The 17,500-nt window shown below is 54.9% G+C and carries 18 protein-coding genes; 9 read left to right on the forward strand and 9 right to left on the reverse strand.

Annotated elements, in window-relative coordinates:
• Positions 1-67 precede the first annotated feature (67 nt).
• On the reverse strand, positions 68-1,708 hold the full coding sequence (locus tag QMZ30_RS18740) for an ATP-dependent nuclease (RefSeq protein WP_283228547.1): 1,641 nt from the start codon (positions 1,706-1,708) through the stop codon (positions 68-70).
• A 135-nt stretch (positions 1,709-1,843) separates the two neighbouring features.
• Here QMZ30_RS18740 and QMZ30_RS18745 point away from each other — a divergent pair, with 135 nt between their 5' ends.
• The 3 genes from QMZ30_RS18745 (at position 1,844) to ltaE (ending at position 5,660) form a co-directional block, all read left to right on the forward strand.
• On the forward strand, positions 1,844-2,740 hold the full coding sequence (locus QMZ30_RS18745) for a LysO family transporter (protein WP_283228548.1): 897 nt from the start codon (positions 1,844-1,846) through the stop codon (positions 2,738-2,740).
• Between the two features lie 110 nt (positions 2,741-2,850).
• The gene (gene poxB, locus QMZ30_RS18750; protein ID WP_283228549.1) at positions 2,851-4,572 is read left to right on the forward strand and encodes a ubiquinone-dependent pyruvate dehydrogenase; all 1,722 of its coding nucleotides are present in this window, start codon (positions 2,851-2,853) and stop codon (positions 4,570-4,572) included.
• Positions 4,573-4,658: 86 nt separating this feature from the next.
• Positions 4,659-5,660: a low-specificity L-threonine aldolase gene (gene ltaE, locus QMZ30_RS18755; RefSeq protein ID WP_283228593.1), complete on the forward strand. Its 1,002-nt coding sequence runs from the start codon at positions 4,659-4,661 to the stop codon at positions 5,658-5,660.
• Positions 5,661-5,673: 13 nt separating this feature from the next.
• Here ltaE and QMZ30_RS18760 read toward each other — a convergent pair whose 3' ends face one another.
• Both QMZ30_RS18760 and QMZ30_RS18765 read right to left on the reverse strand, forming a co-directional pair.
• Positions 5,674-6,498 carry an N-acetylmuramoyl-L-alanine amidase gene (locus tag QMZ30_RS18760; protein WP_283228550.1) on the reverse strand — a complete coding sequence of 275 codons (825 nt, stop codon included), beginning with the start codon at positions 6,496-6,498 and terminating at the stop codon, positions 5,674-5,676.
• Positions 6,498-6,818, reverse strand: a complete 321-nt coding sequence (locus tag QMZ30_RS18765) for a heavy metal-binding domain-containing protein (protein ID WP_038647859.1) — start codon at positions 6,816-6,818, stop codon at positions 6,498-6,500. The genes QMZ30_RS18760 and QMZ30_RS18765 overlap by 1 nt, the downstream gene beginning before the upstream one ends.
• A 152-nt stretch (positions 6,819-6,970) precedes the next feature.
• Here QMZ30_RS18765 and QMZ30_RS18770 point away from each other — a divergent pair, with 152 nt between their 5' ends.
• The 6 genes from QMZ30_RS18770 to artJ (QMZ30_RS18795) all read left to right on the forward strand — a co-directional run bounded on the left by QMZ30_RS18770 (position 6,971) and on the right by artJ (QMZ30_RS18795) (position 11,535).
• The gene (locus QMZ30_RS18770) at positions 6,971-7,510 is read left to right on the forward strand and encodes a lipoprotein (protein WP_283228551.1); all 540 of its coding nucleotides are present in this window, start codon (positions 6,971-6,973) and stop codon (positions 7,508-7,510) included.
• A gap of 284 nt (positions 7,511-7,794) precedes the next feature.
• A complete protein-coding gene (gene artP, locus QMZ30_RS18775; RefSeq protein WP_052206066.1) occupies positions 7,795-8,523 on the forward strand; it encodes an arginine ABC transporter ATP-binding protein ArtP in 729 nt (242 codons plus the stop codon).
• Positions 8,524-8,538: 15 nt separating this feature from the next.
• Positions 8,539-9,270, forward strand: coding sequence for an arginine ABC transporter substrate-binding protein (gene artJ, locus QMZ30_RS18780; protein WP_283228552.1), 732 nt, complete (start codon positions 8,539-8,541; stop codon positions 9,268-9,270).
• A gap of 6 nt (positions 9,271-9,276) precedes the next feature.
• Entirely contained in the window at positions 9,277-9,990 is a 714-nt protein-coding gene (gene artQ, locus QMZ30_RS18785) for an arginine ABC transporter permease ArtQ (protein WP_283228553.1), read from the forward strand.
• A 2-nt stretch (positions 9,991-9,992) separates the two neighbouring features.
• Complete coding sequence (gene artM, locus QMZ30_RS18790) at positions 9,993-10,661, forward strand: arginine ABC transporter permease ArtM (RefSeq protein WP_283228554.1); 669 nt, start codon at positions 9,993-9,995, stop codon at positions 10,659-10,661.
• Between the two features lie 142 nt (positions 10,662-10,803).
• Positions 10,804-11,535, forward strand: a complete 732-nt coding sequence (artJ, locus tag QMZ30_RS18795; RefSeq protein ID WP_283228555.1) for an arginine ABC transporter substrate-binding protein — start codon at positions 10,804-10,806, stop codon at positions 11,533-11,535.
• A 63-nt stretch (positions 11,536-11,598) separates the two neighbouring features.
• On the opposite strand, the gene rlmC is transcribed toward artJ (QMZ30_RS18795), so the two are convergent.
• The 6 genes from rlmC to potF all read right to left on the reverse strand — a co-directional run bounded on the left by rlmC (position 11,599) and on the right by potF (position 17,486).
• Positions 11,599-12,735: a 23S rRNA (uracil(747)-C(5))-methyltransferase RlmC gene (gene rlmC, locus QMZ30_RS18800; protein WP_283228556.1), complete on the reverse strand. Its 1,137-nt coding sequence runs from the start codon at positions 12,733-12,735 to the stop codon at positions 11,599-11,601.
• A gap of 48 nt (positions 12,736-12,783) precedes the next feature.
• Positions 12,784-13,248 (reverse strand): YbjO family protein, encoded by a 465-nt coding sequence (locus QMZ30_RS18805; protein WP_283228557.1) that lies wholly within the window; start codon positions 13,246-13,248, stop codon positions 12,784-12,786.
• Positions 13,249-13,314: 66 nt separating this feature from the next.
• A complete protein-coding gene (gene potI, locus QMZ30_RS18810; protein WP_039332211.1) occupies positions 13,315-14,160 on the reverse strand; it encodes a putrescine ABC transporter permease PotI in 846 nt (281 codons plus the stop codon).
• Positions 14,157-15,113 (reverse strand): putrescine ABC transporter permease PotH, encoded by a 957-nt coding sequence (gene potH, locus QMZ30_RS18815; RefSeq protein ID WP_039332209.1) that lies wholly within the window; start codon positions 15,111-15,113, stop codon positions 14,157-14,159. The genes potI and potH overlap by 4 nt, the downstream gene beginning before the upstream one ends.
• Positions 15,114-15,122: 9 nt before the next feature.
• Positions 15,123-16,256: a putrescine ABC transporter ATP-binding subunit PotG gene (gene potG / locus QMZ30_RS18820; protein WP_153011468.1), complete on the reverse strand. Its 1,134-nt coding sequence runs from the start codon at positions 16,254-16,256 to the stop codon at positions 15,123-15,125.
• A gap of 120 nt (positions 16,257-16,376) precedes the next feature.
• The gene (gene potF, locus QMZ30_RS18825) at positions 16,377-17,486 is read right to left on the reverse strand and encodes a spermidine/putrescine ABC transporter substrate-binding protein PotF (RefSeq protein ID WP_058973362.1); all 1,110 of its coding nucleotides are present in this window, start codon (positions 17,484-17,486) and stop codon (positions 16,377-16,379) included.
• Positions 17,487-17,500: the final 14 nt, after the last annotated feature.

Here is a 17,500-nt window from a genome sequence, read left to right on the forward strand (position 1 = left end):
GACCACTCCCGAAAAAAAATGCCAGCCGCATACGCTGGCATTTTTCTTTTACGAATTTTCCCGCGTCTTAGTCCGCCCGACCTCTGGCTAACCACATCACGCGAGCAAATAACTGGTCGAGCAACGGCGGAATCGCCTCTGGCCCGCGTTCTGCCGCCGACAGCGCCACGGCGATCGCCAGTTCGGGCTTCGAGCTATGCTGAATCGCTTTGGTAATAATACGCCGTGCATTCATTGGCACGTTTAACGGCAGGTGCGCCGTCTGGTGGTAAACATCACTAAACCCATGCTTATAGAGAAAATGTTCGATGTCGGGTGCCGGGAACTGAGTCAGATGATCGGCCTCCTGTTCATGCTCCTGCAGTTGGCCGCGCGCACTGGCAGCATATTTGTTGCCCGCTTCATCACCATCCGTCAGCACATGCCAGGCGATGCCCATGCGGCGGGCAAACTTCAGTAACGGCTTAAGACCGGCCTGGGCAAACTCAATCACTTTGACCCCTTCAGCCGCAAAGTGATAGCCACGCTGCCGCGCCAGCTCATTGATAATCCACACTTCCGTCTCGCCTTCCACCAACAACCAACAGCGCGCAAACAGGGCTGATGGGCGATTAACGCGAATGTGGAAGCCAATACGCCGACTCTCCTCGGCACTCAGCCCTTCAGGCCCCACCCGCCAGGCTGCGACCCGAGTGGGTTCACGCACCAACCGGCAGATGTTTTCCACCGGCACCTGCGAGAGCAGTTCACCCGAATTGGTGGTGGTGATTTTCTGCAAAGGCATCAGATCCAACAAATTCCACGCCACCGATAGCATAATGGGGTGCAAGCGCGTTTCCGGGTCTTCGACCAACAGCAGCGGATGCGCACCCGGCGGTAAAGCTTCGTTACCGTGCGCCTGAATTAACAGCGAAAACATCCGTAATAGGATCACCTGACGGCTACGTGACTCGGTACTGGCAATCAGATGATTCAGCTTATCCAGCGATCGCCAGCCCTGGCTGCCGTCGCGCATTTCGGGGGCCACGCGCGCAGCGCTGCTGCCAGGTTGCTGCACCAAAAAATAGTGCTCCAGCAGTTGCTGCATGGTGTGTAATCCCTGACGCAGTAAATCATCGCTCAGCGTTTGCGGACGCACCACTAAATCACGCGTTAACTTATCGACTTCCTGCACCAGCTCGCTCATGGTCGATGCCCGCCGATCCGCATCCGTTTCACTCTGCCGCCCACGCCGACCAAAACGCGCATCGCGCAGGCGTAATACGGGATAGAAAGCACGCAAATGGGCCAGCGCAGCCTCCGTGCCCTCCATCGGTAACACATCACCATGCTGATCAATAAAGCGCCAGGTGGTTTTCACCCCGTGTTCGTTACGCCGCGCACGGGTGCTGAAGCTGATGTAGCGCCCCATGTCATCGTGCTGCCAGAAAGGCTGATACACCGCATTTTCATCGTCATCCTGGGCGCGAAAACGGAACACTAATCTTAGTTGACGCAGGCGCGCGTCGAGGTCACCGGGAGGGAAATGAAAATCGTGCTCGGAAAATTGATAAGGCTCAGCAGCAGGCGCTAACAGCAAGGTCAAGGCATCCAGTAGGCTCGATTTACCCCAGGCATTCTCGCCTATCAGCAGATTGGTGTCAGTCAGCGGCAACGACAGCCGATTAATGCCACGAAAACCCACAATGTCGATGTGTTCCAGAATCATCTTTTCCTCCCTTCGCTGTTTGCCTGAGCATGGTCCGCGGCGTTAGGTTGGTCAAGTTATCGAACCGGGAAAAGGTTTACACTTCAAATATTTTCCGCTAGCGTTGCGGCCCTTTCCCAAGGATGGACGCGTAATATGTACGGCTTAATCATTATTCTGCTGCCGCTGGTTTTCGGTTACCTGCTGCACATCCGGCACACTCCCCTACTGCGCGGCGTTGCCCGCATGCTCAGCGCACTGGTGTATATCATTCTGTTCTTTATGGGCACCAGTCTGGCGTTTCTTGATAACCTCAGTAGCAATTTACTGGCGATCTTTCATATCGCCCTTATCAGCATGCTGTGCATTTTGGCCTGCTCTCTGTTGGCATTCTGGCTGCTGGAGAAGCGTGTTCCCTGGCACCACCCGCACAAGCAGCAAGCCTTGCCCTCACGCCTGCATATGGCGCTGGAGTCGCTCAAGCTCTGTGGTTCAGTATTGGCGGGTTTTTTACTCGGTCTCACCCAGTGGCCCGTGCTGCGCCATGCCTCAACCGTAAGCGAATATGCGTTGATGTTGATGCTGTTTCTGGTGGGTATTCAGCTACGCAGCAGCGGCATGACGTTGCGCCAAATCACCCTGAATCGACGTGGCATGCTGGTCGCCGCGGTGTCTCTCTGCAGTGCGCTCATCGGCGGTATGTTAGCCGCGTTGTGGCTCGATCTACCGATAAAAACGGGTATGGCCTTAGCCAGCGGTTTTGGCTGGTATTCCCTCTCAGGCATTTTGATGACCGAATCTTTTGGCCCGGTGATCGGTAGTGCGGCCTTCTTTAACGACCTGTTGCGCGAGCTGATCACCATTATGCTGATCCCGGTGTTAATCGGTCGTCAACGCAGTATGACGCTGGGATTAAGTGGCGCCACGTCAATGGATTTCACCTTACCGATCCTGCAACGCACGGGCGGTATGGAGATTGTGCCCGCCGCGATCGTGCACGGCTTTATCATGAGTTTATTGGCTCCGATCCTTATCGCGCTGTTTTCCGCGTAATCGCCAACAGCGCATTTTTTCACGGCTACGCAAGGATTCCATCGTCTACGCTTCTGACTGACACGTTTCCGCCATCGGGATAGATGGCAAACACCAGAAAGGAGCGAACGATGAAACAAACTGTGGCAGCGCTGCTGGCCAAAACCCTGGAGAGCGCGGGCGTAAAGCGCATCTGGGGCGTCACGGGTGACTCCCTTAACGGGTTGAGCGACAGCCTGAATCGAATGGGCACCATCGAATGGATGCCCACGCGCCATGAAGAGGTCGCCGCCTTTGCGGCGGGGGCCGAAGCCCAAATCAGCGGTGAACTGGCAGTGTGCGCCGGTTCCTGTGGCCCCGGTAACCTCCATCTGATTAATGGCTTGTTTGATTGCCACCGCAATCACGTTCCGGTGCTGGCGATTGCCGCACACATCCCTTCCAGTGAAATCGGCAGCGGCTATTTTCAGGAAACGCATCCACAGGAGCTGTTCCGTGAATGCAGCCACTATTGCGAGCTGGTTTCCAACCCGGAGCAGTTACCGCAGGTGCTGGGGATTGCAATGCGCAAAGCGATCCTCAATCGCGGTGTGTCGGTGATTGTGCTGCCCGGCGATGTGGCGTTAAAACCCGCGCCAGAAGGCGCGCGCAGTGAGTGGTATCCACCACAACTGCCACACGTTGTCCCCTCAGCCAGCGAAATTGCCCGCCTGGCCGAAACCCTGAACGGTGCGCAAAATATTACCCTGATGTGCGGCAGCGGCTGCGCCGGGGCGCATGCCGAAGTGGTGAAGCTGGCGGAGACTCTGAAAGCGCCAGTGGTGCACGCGATGCGCGGTAAAGAGCACATCGAGTACGATAACCCCTACGACGTTGGCATGACGGGTCTGATTGGCTTCTCTTCCGGCTATCACGCCATGATGAACGCCGATACGCTGGTGCTGCTCGGCACACAATTCCCCTACCGCCCGTTCTATCCCGCCGATGCCAGGATTATCCAGATCGATATCAACCCGGCCAGCCTCGGCGCGCATAGCCATGTTGATATGGCGCTGGTCGGCGACATCAAAGCCACGTTACAGGCGCTGCAACCTCAGCTCAGCCGCAAAAGCGATCGCCACCATCTCGACAGCGCGTTGGAACACTACGTTGATGCCCGTAAAGGGCTGGACGATCTGGCTACCGCCAATGATAAACAAGCCATTCACCCACAATATCTGGCGCAGCAAATCAGCCAGTACGCTGCTGACGATGCCATTTTCACCTGTGACGTCGGTACGCCTACCGTCTGGGCCGCCCGCTATTTAAAAATGAACGGCAAACGTCGTCTGTTAGGGTCGTTCAACCATGGCTCAATGGCCAACGCCATGCCGCAGGCATTGGGCGCGCAGGCCATTGATAAACAGCGTCAGGTAGTGGCGCTGTGTGGTGATGGCGGTTTCAGCATGCTGATGGGCGATTTCATCTCCGTGGCGCAACTCAAGCTGCCGGTAAAGCTGGTGATCTTCAATAACAGCGTGCTGGGCTTCGTGGCGATGGAGATGAAAGCGGGCGGCTACCTCACCGATGGTACGGATTTGGAAAACCCTGATTTCGCCGCTATCGCTGCCGCCTGTGGCATCAAAGGCATTCGCGTCGAGAAAGCCTCAGACCTTAATGGCGCACTGGAGCAGGCTTTCGCGCATGACGGACCGGTGCTGGTCGATGTCATTACTGCCAAAGAAGAGTTGTCGATGCCGCCGCAGATCAAAGCCGAACAGGCCAAAGGATTCAGTTTGTACATGCTGCGTGCGATTCTTAATGGTCGCGGTGATGAGATTGTAGAACTGGCTAAAACTAACTGGCTGAGGTAAAACCGTTTCTACAAGCTGAGCGCAATGTGCGCCAGACGGGCAGCCTCAAGGCTGCCCCGACAACGCTGTTTACCCAGGAGAGCGATGTGATCGATTTACGCAGTGATACCGTAACCCGCCCGAGTGCCGCCATGTTGGATGCAATGATGGCCGCCGAAACTGGCGATGATGTCTATCGCGATGATCCCACCGTGAATGCCTTGGAAGCAGAGGCCGCGCGTTTGAGTGGCAAAGCGGCTGCTTTGTTCTTCCCTACCGGCACCCAAGCCAATCTGGTGGCGTTGCTGTGTCACTGTCAGCGCGGCGACGAGTATATCGTGGGTCAGCAGGCACATAACTACAAGTACGAAGCGGGCGGTGCTGCGGTACTTGGCAGTATCCAACCCCAACCGATTTCCCACGCAGAGGACGGTTCTCTGCCGCTGGCGGATATTATCGCCGCCATCAAACCGGATGATATCCATTTCGCCCGCACGCGCCTGCTGAGCCTGGAAAACACCCATCACGGCAAAGTGCTGTCACAGCGCTATCTGGAACAAGCCTGGAATTTAACCCGTGAGCGTAAACTGGCGCTGCACATTGATGGCGCACGCATTTTTAACGCGGTCGTGGCACAAAACCTTGAGCTGAAGGATATCGCACGTTATTGCGACACCCTGACCATTTGCCTGTCAAAAGGACTGGGCACGCCGGTGGGTTCGCTGCTGTGTGGTGATGAAGCCTACATTGAACAGGCGCGCCGCTGGCGTAAAATGACCGGCGGTGGCATGCGTCAATCCGGCATTCTTGCGGCGGCTGGCCTGTATGCCCTCAAGCACAACGTGGCACGCCTGAAAGAGGACCACGACAACGCAGCGTGGCTGGGAGAACAGTTGAGCGCCATTGGCGTGGAGGTGATGAATCAACACACCAACATGCTGTTTGTGAAGGTGCCTGCGGAGCAGGTTGAAGCACTGAAAAGCTGGATGCAGTCAGGCGATGTGTTGATCAGCGTAGGCCCGGTGACGCGTATCGTGACGCACATCGATGTCACCCGCCAGGATTTGCAACGCCTGGTGGCACACTGGCAGGCGTTCCAACAGCAGTAACCGTGGCGGCGCGTTAATGCGCCGCACCGTATTTCGCCAGCAGCGCACGGGCAATCGCCAGCGTTTCTGCATCCGCTATCCCACGATAATCCCGCGAGCGGAAATGCATCTGAAACGCCGCAATCAGCTTGCGCTGCATCTGTGGTGTCGTGGCCGACGCCACGTCATAGCCATAGCGCTGCAACGCACCCAGCAGTTCTGACTGATCAACGGGTGCATCGACTGCCTGGCCGTGTAAATAACGCAGCACTGTGGCCTGATCGGGCCACGCCCCTAAACCCTGTGCAGCCAGTTGCTGCCAGGGAAAGAGCGGACCAGGGTCCTGTTTACGCTGCGGCGCGATATCACTGTGGCCCACCAGATTCTCGGGCGTGATGGCATAGCGCTGGGTGATGTCTTTCACCAGTGCCACCAGCACGCTGATTTGTGCCGGCGTGAAGGGCTGCCACTCCACCCCCGTCAAGGTTCGCGTGTAGCCGCGATTCACAATCTCGATGCCAATCGACGTGTCATTGATACGGGTGGCACCTCGCCAGAAACTCGGCCCGGCGTGCCACGCCAGTTCACTTTCCGGCACCAGTTGCCATATCACACCCTGCCCGCGTTTCTGTTCTGGCTGCTGTGGGATCAAATAATGGGCGCTGACCTCACGATCGGTAAGCGTTGCCAGCGAAGAGGGGAAATCTTCCGCGGTGTAGTGGATCACCACCACTTTCACTCTCGGACGCGCACCCTCCGCCGGATGGGTGGTATCCACCCAGTAACCGTGACGCGGCTCAATCGACGACTGGCAGGCACTCAGCAGCAGCGCCACTGCCAGCAGAACAACCAACCGCATCAGCGAATGATCACGGCAGTGCCGGTCACGCTGACCATCAGCATGCTGCTGTCTTTGCCCACCGTTTCGTAATCGATATCAATACCTACTACCGCGTTAGCACCCAGCGCTTTGGCCTGCTCTTCGAGTTCTTCAAACGCAATCTGGCGCGCTTTACGCAGCTCTTTCTCATAGGCGCCAGAACGGCCGCCGACGATGTCACGAATGCCGGCAAAGAAGTCACGGAAGATGTTGGCCCCCAGAATTGCTTCACCGGTGACGACACCACAATATTCGCTGATGCTGTGCCCTTCCAGCGTGGGCGTGGTGGAAAATTTCATCGCGGTCTCCTTGTTTGAGTGATTCGGGCGAATGCGTTTAGCCAACGTATCTGCATCCTGAAGTATGACGGGAACAGCTCGTACGGCGTAAAAGCGAGACTATACTCTATGCTAAAAATGGCGCTTTGCCAGTGAACTATAAGGAAATCGAGATGAGAAACAATGCCTTTGCGCTGCTTGTTCCCGCTGCGTTACTGCTCAGTGCTTGTACCACGGTCGAACCGGTGTTCAAGGATAATGGACCGCGTACCGCCAGCTGTGTCGATGGTGGCCCGGATAGCGTTGCGCAGCAGTTTTACGATTTACGTATCAGCCAACCCACTCAGGGTTTGCCGAACAGCGCCACCCTGGCAAAATATCGCCCCTACCTGAGCGATCGCCTGTATCAGAAACTGTTGAGCGCCAGCACACAAAGCAATAAGCCTGCGTCATGGAGTCAGGGTGATCTGTTCTCCAGTTTGTCACAAGGCCCAACGTCAGCGGATGTCGCCAGCGCCTCAACCATTCCTAACCGCGATGCCCGTAACATCCCGCTGCGCGTCGCATTAAGCCGCGATGGCAAAAGCTGGAATGATGAAGTGCTGATGATTCAGGAAGGCACCTGCTGGGCGGTGGATGATATCCGCTATGTGGGCGACTGGCCGCATGCGGGTGGCGGCTCGCTCAGCCAACTGCTGGAAGAGAAAAAATAGCCGAACCGTGACGCTACTGTCTTATACGTCAAGGTTTTGTAGGGGGCGGCCTTGAGTCATTCCATCCCCGACATAACGGTAGCTGGGCGATCTATCGCGCTTCTGTCAGGTAACCCTGAGCTAAAGAAGCGCAATCAATTCCGCCGCCAGACCTTGAGCGTCGATATTTTGTGCTACGCTTTTGGGACTTCACTGCTGTTTAATAAATTTTAACCCACCACAATTGCATAACTATTCTGGTGACGTTAAGATTCGCGGCACTAATTACTATTCAATTTTTGCGCATGAGTATTCAACTAAACGCCATTAACTGTTTTTACGGTGCCCATCAGGCGCTGTTCGATATCAACCTGGCTTGTCCGCAGGGAGAAACGCTGGTGTTGCTCGGCCCAAGTGGCGCGGGTAAAAGTTCGCTCCTGCGCGTCCTTAATCTGCTGGAGCAGCCGCGTTCCGGCAGCCTGCAGATTGCCGGTAATCACTTTGACTTCAGCAAAGCGCCATCTGACAGCGCAATCCGTGAACTGCGCCAGAACGTCGGCATGGTGTTCCAGCAATACAATCTGTGGCCACATCTCACCGTGGTGCAAAACCTGATTGAAGCGCCGTGCCGGGTGCTGGGTCTCAGCAAAGACGCCGCGCGTGCGCGTGCTGACAAGCTGCTGGACCGCCTGCGTCTGACGCCTTTTGCTGACCGTTTCCCGCTGCACCTTTCCGGTGGCCAGCAGCAACGTGTGGCGATTGCCCGTGCGTTGATGATGGAACCCCAGGTGTTGCTGTTTGATGAACCCACCGCCGCACTCGACCCCGAGATCACCGCGCAGATCGTCAGCATCATTCGTGAACTGGCGCAGACCCAAATTACGCAGGTGATTGTGACCCACGAAGTGGAAGTGGCGCGTAAAACGGCCAGCCGCGTGGTGTACATGGAGAATGGTCATATTGTTGAGCAAGGCGATGCCAGCCACTTTTCACAGCCGCAAACCGAAGCGTTTGCACATTATCTTTCGCACTAAGTCAGGATGCATCTAATGAAAAAAGTCGTACTTGCTGCACTGCTTGCCGGTCTGAGCCTCAGCGCTTCTGCTGCGCAGACCCTGCGTTTCGCCACCGAAGCCTCTTATCCGCCGTTTGAGTTTGTCGATTCCGACAACAAGATTCAGGGCTTCGATGTCGATCTGGCCAATGCGCTGTGTAAAGAGATTGATGCAACCTGTACTTTCACCAACCAGGCGTTTGACAGCCTGATCCCAAGCCTGAAATTCCGTCGTTTCGACGCGGTGATGGCGGGTATGGACATAACCCCTGAGCGTGAAAAGCAGGTGCTGTTCTCCAAGCCTTACTATGATAACTCCGCCATCTTTATCGCGCAGAAAGGCAAGCTGGCCGATGTTGCCGCGCTGAAAGGCAAACGCGTTGGCGTGCAAAACGGCACCACGCACCAGAAATACCTGTCTGACAAACACAGCGACATCACCGTTGTGCCTTATGACAGCTACCAGAATGCGGTGCTGGATCTGAAAAACGGCCGTATCGATGCCGTGTTTGGTGATACCGCGGTGGTGAACGAGTGGCTGAAACAGAATGCCAACCTCGCGCCACTGGGTGAGAAAGTCACAGATAAAGATTACTTCGGTACCGGTTTGGGTATCGCGGTGCGTCAGGGTAATACCGATCTGCAGGGCAAATTCAACACCGCCTTGGAGAAGATCAAAGCTGACGGCACTTACAAAACCATCTACAACAAATGGTTCCAGCAGTAATTCCTGATGAATGAACTCATTCCACTCGCAAGCGCCGCCGGCATGACCGTCGGCCTTGCTGTTTGTGCATTGATCGCCGGCCTTGTGCTGGCGATGATCTTTGCTGGCTGGGAGATGGTGCGCTGGAAACCGCTGGCGTGGATCGGCACCCTGTTGGTGACCCTGATTCGCGGTTTGCCGGAAATTCTGGTGGTGCTGTTTATCTATTTTGGCGCGTCTCAGCTCTTATTGACGCTATCTGATGGTTTCCACATTAATCTCGGTTTGTTCAGCATTCCTGTACAAGTGCAGATTGAGAACTTTGATGTCAGCCCCTTCCTGTGCGGGGTGATTGCGCTGGCGATGCTCTATTCCGCTTACGCTTCCCAAACCCTGCGCGGTGCGCTGAAAGCCGTCCCGGTTGGACAATGGGAATCAGGCCAGGCATTGGGCATGAAGAAGTCGGCGATTTTCTTCCGCCTGATTATGCCGCAAATGTGGCGTCACGCACTGCCAGGCCTTGGTAATCAGTGGCTGGTGTTGCTGAAAGATACCGCGCTGGTGTCACTGATCAGTGTCAATGACATCATGCTACAAACCAAAAGTATTGCCACGCGCACCCAAGAGCCTTTTACCTGGTATCTGGCGGCGGCGGCCATCTACCTGATCATTACGCTGTTCAGTCAGGCGGTATTGCGCCGTATTGAATCGCGCACCACGCGTTTTGAGCGGGGGGCCTGACCATGCTGGATTATTTACCCGAACTGCTAAAAGGGCTGCACACCAGCCTGACGCTTACTGTGGCATCGTTAATCGCTGCGTTGGTGCTGTCAGTGTTATGCACCATTGTGCTGGCATTGAAAGTGCCGGTCATGAATGCCTGGGTGAAAGGCTATATCACGGTGTTTACCGGCACACCGCTGCTGGTGCAGATCTTCCTGATTTACTACGGCCCGGGCCAGTTTCCGAGCATTCAGAATGTACCATGGCTGTGGCATCTGCTTTCACAGCCCTGGCTGTGTGCGCTGCTGGCGCTCTCGTTAAACAGTGCGGCTTACACCACGCAGCTGTTTTACGGCGCGGTAAAGGCGATTCCGTCCGGCCAATGGCAATCTTGTGCGGCATTGGGCATGAATCGTAAGGATACCCTGCGCATTTTACTGCCTTATGCCTTCAAGCGCGCCCTCTCCTCATATTCCAATGAAGTGGTATTGGTGTTTAAGAGTACTTCTCTGGCGTATACCATCACGCTGATGGAAGTGATGGGACATGGGCAACTGCTGTATGGCCGTACCTATGACATCACCGTCTACGCCGCCGCTGGCTTGATTTATCTGGTGGTCAATGGCTTGCTGACCTTGATGATGCGGTTGATTGAGAAGCGCGCGCTGGCGTTTGAACAGCGGAACTGATCCGTAACGGCGTGATTTATCACGCCGTTACCATTCCCACTCATTCCAGTGTAATTTTTTAATCATATTTATTGCATATAAATTCATTAACTGGCATCGTGTTAACCGTTCAATCTCTGGCATGGTTTACAGGAGTCACATAATGAAAAAATGGATTGTTGCCGCGGCACTGGCAACACTGACAATGAATGCTTATGCGGCAGAAAAAATCCGCTTCGCCGCTTCTGCAACTTACCCGCCGTTCGAATCGCTCAACAATGAAAATCAGTTAGAGGGTTTTGATATCGATCTGGCTAAAGCGCTATGCCAGCAGATGAAAGCGGAATGCACCTTCACTAACAACGCCTTTGATAGCCTAATCCCTTCACTGAAATTCCGTCGCTATGATGCGGTGATTTCTGGCATGGATATCACCGCCGAACGCAGTAAGCAGGTTGATTTTACCCAACCTTATTACGCCAACTCCGCGATTGTCATTGCCCATAAAGGCCAGTTTACCGATTTCAGCCAGCTGAAAGGCAAACGTGTCGGTGTGGAAAACGGCACCACGCACCAGAAATATCTGCTGGAGAAGCATCCAGAAGTGATCGCCGTGGCCTATGACAGCTACCAGAATGCGATCCTGGATTTGAAAAATGGTCGCCTGAATGGCGTTTTTGGCGACAGCGCGGTGGTTAATCAGTGGCTGAAAGCCAATGACGATCTCAGTACCGTTGGTGAGCACATCACGGATACCGAATATTTTGGCACCGGACTGGGCATTGCAGTACGCAAAGGGAATGACCCCTTATTAAAAGAGTTGAATACCGCGCTTGAGGCATTAAAAAACAACGGCACCTGGCAGCAGATCAACCAGAAGTGGTTCCCTGAATAAGCATTATGGAACGGCGTAGTGCGCCATCTGGCAGGTTCTGCACGTCCTCAGTCCAGACGGCCGCTACGCTGTTCCACCCTTCTTAATCAGTAACGTCAGCACTTCAAAATGCGCAGTGTGCGGGAACATATCAAACAACTGCACGCGGGTGACGTCATAATCCGCCAGCCGTGCAATATCCTGCGCCATGCTGCTCGGGTTACAACTTGAATAGAGAATGTAGTCCGGAGCCATCTGGCTGAGATAATCACACAATTCTGCCCCAATCCCGCGGCGCGGTGGATTGACCAGCACCAATTGCGGCACCTGCGCGCGCGAGGTGGCAAATTGCGTGGAATCCAGTGCCGCAAAGCTCACTTTCTCCAGCCCTAATTGCTTCGCGGATTGCCGTGCGCAGGTAATGGCTTCGGCATTGATCTCGATGCCAGTAAGCTGCATCTCCGGTGTCGCACAGTGCAAACCGAACCCGCCCACGCCACAAAACAGATCCCACATGCTGGTGATGGGCAGTTGAGCGACCCACTCACGCGCGGTGGCGTACAGAGTCGCGGCAACCTGCGGGTTGGTCTGGAAGAAGCTCTGCGGGCGGATATACAGCGGCACCTGATTAAACATCTCTGGCAGCGCCTGCTCGGGCGTTAACGCTATCTCTTCATCGCCCTCTAAAATCGCCATATGTACCGGCTGGATGTTGGCAGAGATCACCTTCAGCTGCGGCAACTGCTGCTGGAGCCAGGGCAGCGCAGCGCGCAACTGCGCCAGCTTGCTGGTGGAACGAAGCACAAAACGCAGCATCATCCCGCCTTGTGAGCTCTCTGTCAGCAGCAGGAACTTTAGTTCACCGCGTTTACGCGCCACGTTATACGGGGTTAAACCGGCACGCGCGATAAAAGGCTTGAGTACTTCAAACACAGGCGTGAAGCTGGCGGGATAGAGCGGACAACCACAGAGGTCAACCGGCTCGCCCTCGCGCGCTACCATCCCCAGAATGGGGCGCTCAACGCTGCCACTCACCACCATTTTGGCTTTATTACGAAACCCCTGCTGCGCAGACGTCACCGGCGGGAGATACTCCGCCACCGGCATCTGTTGCAGCAACTGCTCAAGCAGCGACTGTTTGTCACTGAGCTGTTGCGGATAGGGTTTTTCCAGCCACTGGCATGAGCGACAGCGACCGGCATCATAAAGCGCGCAATGCATGGAGAGGCCTGTATTCAGAATCGGGAGAAAAATCGGGGGCAGATTGTATCACCGGCCACGGAAAAAAGCGCGGCTGCTGGCCGGGACAAACAGCAGCAGCAGTACCATCAAATCCGGCACTTTCTGCAGCAAGGTATGATGAACGATCTGCGCATTGGTCTCTCCGGAAATGCTGAAGATTTCCGGATAAATCCAGCCCACGGAAGCCATCAGCATATACGCCAGAACAATGACTTGTGTCGCGACATAGCCCCAGCGACCACGATTACTGCCGCGCATCAGGGTAAAGGCGCACCGCAGTTCAAATAAGAAGATGAGCTGGCTGGCGATAAAAATCAGCGTGGAGTCCCAGGCTTGCGCACTGCGATGGACAAAATTAGCGATTTCGTCGTAGCCCAGTTCGTTGGCGAGCATCAGCACGCTAAGACAGCGTGTGGCAATGATCGCGATACCTGCGACCATGACCGCAACAGGTGCTGACGTTAAAACGGTGTTTTTTAGCGTTTCCGACATTGACCAGACTCCATAAGAAAAGGCTGGTAACACCAGCCTTGCTTAGTGTGGCAAATGTTACGGCTTTCAGCCACGTCTGGCTTTCTGAATATCGCGTAAACGCTGCTTTTCTTCGTGTGCCATAAAGCGCCAGGCGATAAATCCAACCAGGCCGACGACAAACAAAATCAGCGAAGCCAGCGCATTGATCTCTGGGTTGACGCCACGACGTACGGTGGCAAAAATCGCCATTGGCAACGTCGTCGCACCTGGCCCCGTGACAAAGCTGGCGATAACCAAATCGTCAAGCGACAGGGTAAAGGCCAACAGCCAACCGGTGACAATTGCGGGCGCGATCATCGGTACGGTAATCACGAAGAACACTTTGAGCGGTGTTGCACCCAGGTCCATCGCCGCCTCTTCAATCGAGCGGTCCAGCTCACGCAGACGCGAGTTGATCACCACCGCCACATAAGCGGTACAGAAGGTCACGTGCGCCAACCAAATGGTGAGCATGCCGCGATCGCTCGGCCAGCCAAAGGTGTTGCCCATGGCCACAAACAGCAGCAGCAGTGACAAACCGGTGATCACATCTGGCATCACCAGCGGTGCAGTCAACATAAATGCAAAGCCACTGTGCCCACGGAAGCGACCAAAGCGCACGATAATCACCGCCGCCATGGTACCCAGCACCACCGCCATGGTGGCAGACAGTGCAGCAATGGTCAGACTGAGGCCCACCGCATCCAGCATCGCGCTGTCCTGGAACAGCACTTTGTACCAGTGGAAAGAGAAGCTTTCCCACACGGTAACCAACTGCGAGCTGTTAAAGGAATACACCACCAGTAGCAGCATTGGCGCGTAGAGGAACAGGAAGCACACCACCAAAATCGCGGTGCGCCACGGAGAGCGAATGGTCGGTAACTGATTCATTCCTTCTCTCCTAACTCACGGTTTTGGTGCTTGTGGAACCAGATAATCGGCAAGATCAGTATCAACAGAATGATCACCGCCAAAGCAGAGGCCACCGGCCAGTCACGGTTGTTGAAGAACTCCTGCCACAAGATGCGGCCAATCATGATGCTGTCTGGCCCACCAAGCAGCTCAGGGATCACGTACTCCCCCACCGCCGGGATAAACACCAACATCGAACCGGCAATAATGCCGCCTTTGGTCAGTGGCACAATCACGCTGAAAAAGGTCTTCAACGGGCGCGCGCCAAGATCCAGCGAGGCTTCCACCAGCGAGTAATCGATACGGGTCAGCGCGGTGTAGATTGGCAGCACCATAAACGGCAAGTAACAGTAAACGATACCGATATACACCGCCGTGTTGGTGTAAAGGATCACCAGCGGATGATCGATCACCCCCAACCACATCAGGAAGCGGTTAAGAATACCGTTGTTGTTGAGCAGCCCCATCCACGCATAGACGCGCACCAGGAACGAAGTCCATGACGGCAGAATCACCAGCAACAGCAGAATGGTGCGCATCGAGGGCTTACTGTGAGCTACCGCCCACGCCAGCGGATAACCAATCAGCAAACAGATCACGGTGGAAATCGCTGCCACTTTTAGCGAAGTCAAATAGGCTTCGGCATACAGCGGGTCGTCGGTCAGCGTAATGTAGTTGCCAAGGTTCAGCACCAGATTGAGCTGATCGTCCGCCCAGGTCACCAAATCGGTGTACGGCGGGATCGCACGCGCAATATCAGCAAAACTGATCTTCAGCACAATCAGGAAGGGCAACAGGAACAGCAGGATCAGCCACAGATATGGCAGTGCGATCACCAGCTTGCGGCCATGCAGCATTTTGATGCGCGTGCCCCAGCGTTGCAGCGGCGTGCCGACAACTTCGGGTTCGCGGCGTTGAGAAATCTGGCTCATTACGCCTCCTTAAACCGTCAGAACCACACAGCTATCGGCATCCCAGCACAGGCGTACTTCATCGCCCCATGTCGGCGCACCTTTGCGGTAGCGATGTGCATTCTGCAGCTGTGCACTGATCATCTGACCGCTGCGCAGGCGAACGTGGTAGATGGAGAGGTCGCCGAGATAAGCGATATGCACCACTTCACCCACCGCGAAATTGCAGCCGTCAGCCGGCACCTCTTCACACAGCATCACTTTCTCAGGACGCAGTGCAACGTGTACCGGCACGTTATCAACGATAGAGACATCGGTCTGAACTTTCAGTGGATGCACCAAACCTGGCGCATCTATCACCACGCCGTCCTCACCACGTTCACGCAGCAGGCCTTCAAACACATTGACCGAACCAATAAATTCGGCGCTGTAGCGGCTGGTTGGATGCTCGTAAATCTCTTCCGGCTCACCAATCTGCACGAACTTACCGCGGTTCATGATGGCGATGCGCCCGGCCATGGTCATGGCTTCTTCCTGATCGTGCGTCACCATCACACAGGTGGCTCCCACACGCTCCAGAATATCCACCACTTCGTGCTGCATGCGGTCACGCAGTTTCTTATCCAGTGCGCCCATCGGCTCATCGAGCAGCAGCAGCTTAGGACGTTTCGCCAGACTACGTGCCAGTGCCACGCGCTGGCGTTGGCCGCCAGAGAGCTGGTGTGGCTTGCGCTTGGCAAACTCCTGCATATGCACCAGCGTCAGCATCTCTTCAACACGGCTGCTGATTTCACCTTTCGGCAATTTATCCTGCTTCAGACCAAAGGCAATGTTCTGCTCCACCGTCATGTGGGGGAACAAAGCATACGACTGAAACATCATATTGATGGGGCGTTGATACGGCGGAACGTGGGACATGTCCTGGCCGTCGAGCACAATCTGTCCACTGGTCGGTGGCTCAAAGCCTGCCAGCATGCGCAGCAAGGTGGATTTACCACAGCCGGAGGCACCCAGCAGGGCAAAAATTTCACCTTTATAAATGGTCAGGCTGACATCATCCACGGCGTGCTGGCCGTCAAAAGATTTGGTCAGGTTGCGAATTTCCAGCAGCGGCGTTAACGCCTTAGCCGTTTTATTTGGGGGGCGGGGAATCGCGTCGTTCACTAACATTTCTCCGGCGCTAAGCGGTGTAGCGCGGCACAGCCAGCCGCTAAAATGGCACAACAGAGGCCATCACCGCGCCTCTGTTGTCGTCTACAAGTAAATGAATCCATTTACAACGAATTACTTACCACTTTTAACTTTAGTCCACGCACGGGTACGCGCACGATCCAGTTTTGGATCTTGGACTTTCAGCACAAACAACTTCGCCATGGCATCAGGCGTTGGGAAGATGCCTGGGTTGTTACGCACATCGGCGTTGATCAGCGGCAGTGATGCCTTGTTGCCGTTGGCATAGTTCATCTTGTTGGAGACATCAGCAATCACTTTTGGATCCATGATGTAGTTCAGCCACTGATAAGCTTCATCCAGATTCTTCGCATCTTTCGGAATCGCCATCATATCGAAGAAGGCCAAGGCACCCTCTTTCGGCACGCTGTACCCCAGGTGCACGCCGTTGTTGGCTTTTTCTGCACGATCTTTTGCCTGCAGGATATCGCCAGACCAGCCGATCGCCACGCAGATGTTGCCATTCGCCAGGTCGTTAATGTACTGAGACGAGTGGAAGTAACGGATGTTCGGACGCAGTTTCAGCAGCAGATCGGTGGCAGCGCCGGTGTAATCTTTGGCATCAGAGCTGTTCGGATCTTTGCCGAGGTAATTCAACACGGTAGCGAAAATCTCTTCCGGTGCATCCAGGAAGGAGACGCCACAGCTTTTCAGTTTTTCCAGGTTTTCTGGCTTCAGGACCAGATCCCAGCTGTTGAGTGGTGCATCGGTGCCCAGCGCGGCTTTCACTTTATCAATGTTGTAGCCGATACCGGTGGTGCCCCACAGATAAGGAATCGCATATTTGTTACCTGGATCATGCTGCGCGACTTTCGCCATCAGGTCAGGATCGAGGTTTTTGTAGTTAGGCAGTTTGCTCTTATCCAGCTCCTGGAAAACACCTGACTGCAACTGACGCGCAAGGAAGCTCGAAGAAGGCACCACAACGTCGTAACCGGTTGAGCCCGCCATCAGCTTACCTTCCAGTACTTCATTGGAGTCAAACACGTCGTAGACCACTTTAATACCGGTCTGCTTTTCGAAATTAGGCACAGTATCGGCCGAGATATAATCGGACCAGTTATATACGTGCAGCGTTTTATCCTCTGCCTGAGCACCCACGGCCGCAGCCATCAGCACACCTGCAACCACACCTGGCAACCATTTTTTACGTTGGTTGATCATGTTTTACATCCTCC

The sequence above is a fragment of the Pantoea sp. EA-12 genome (assembly GCF_030053355.1).
Classification (GTDB): Bacteria; Pseudomonadota; Gammaproteobacteria; order Enterobacterales; family Enterobacteriaceae; genus Pantoea; species Pantoea vagans_C.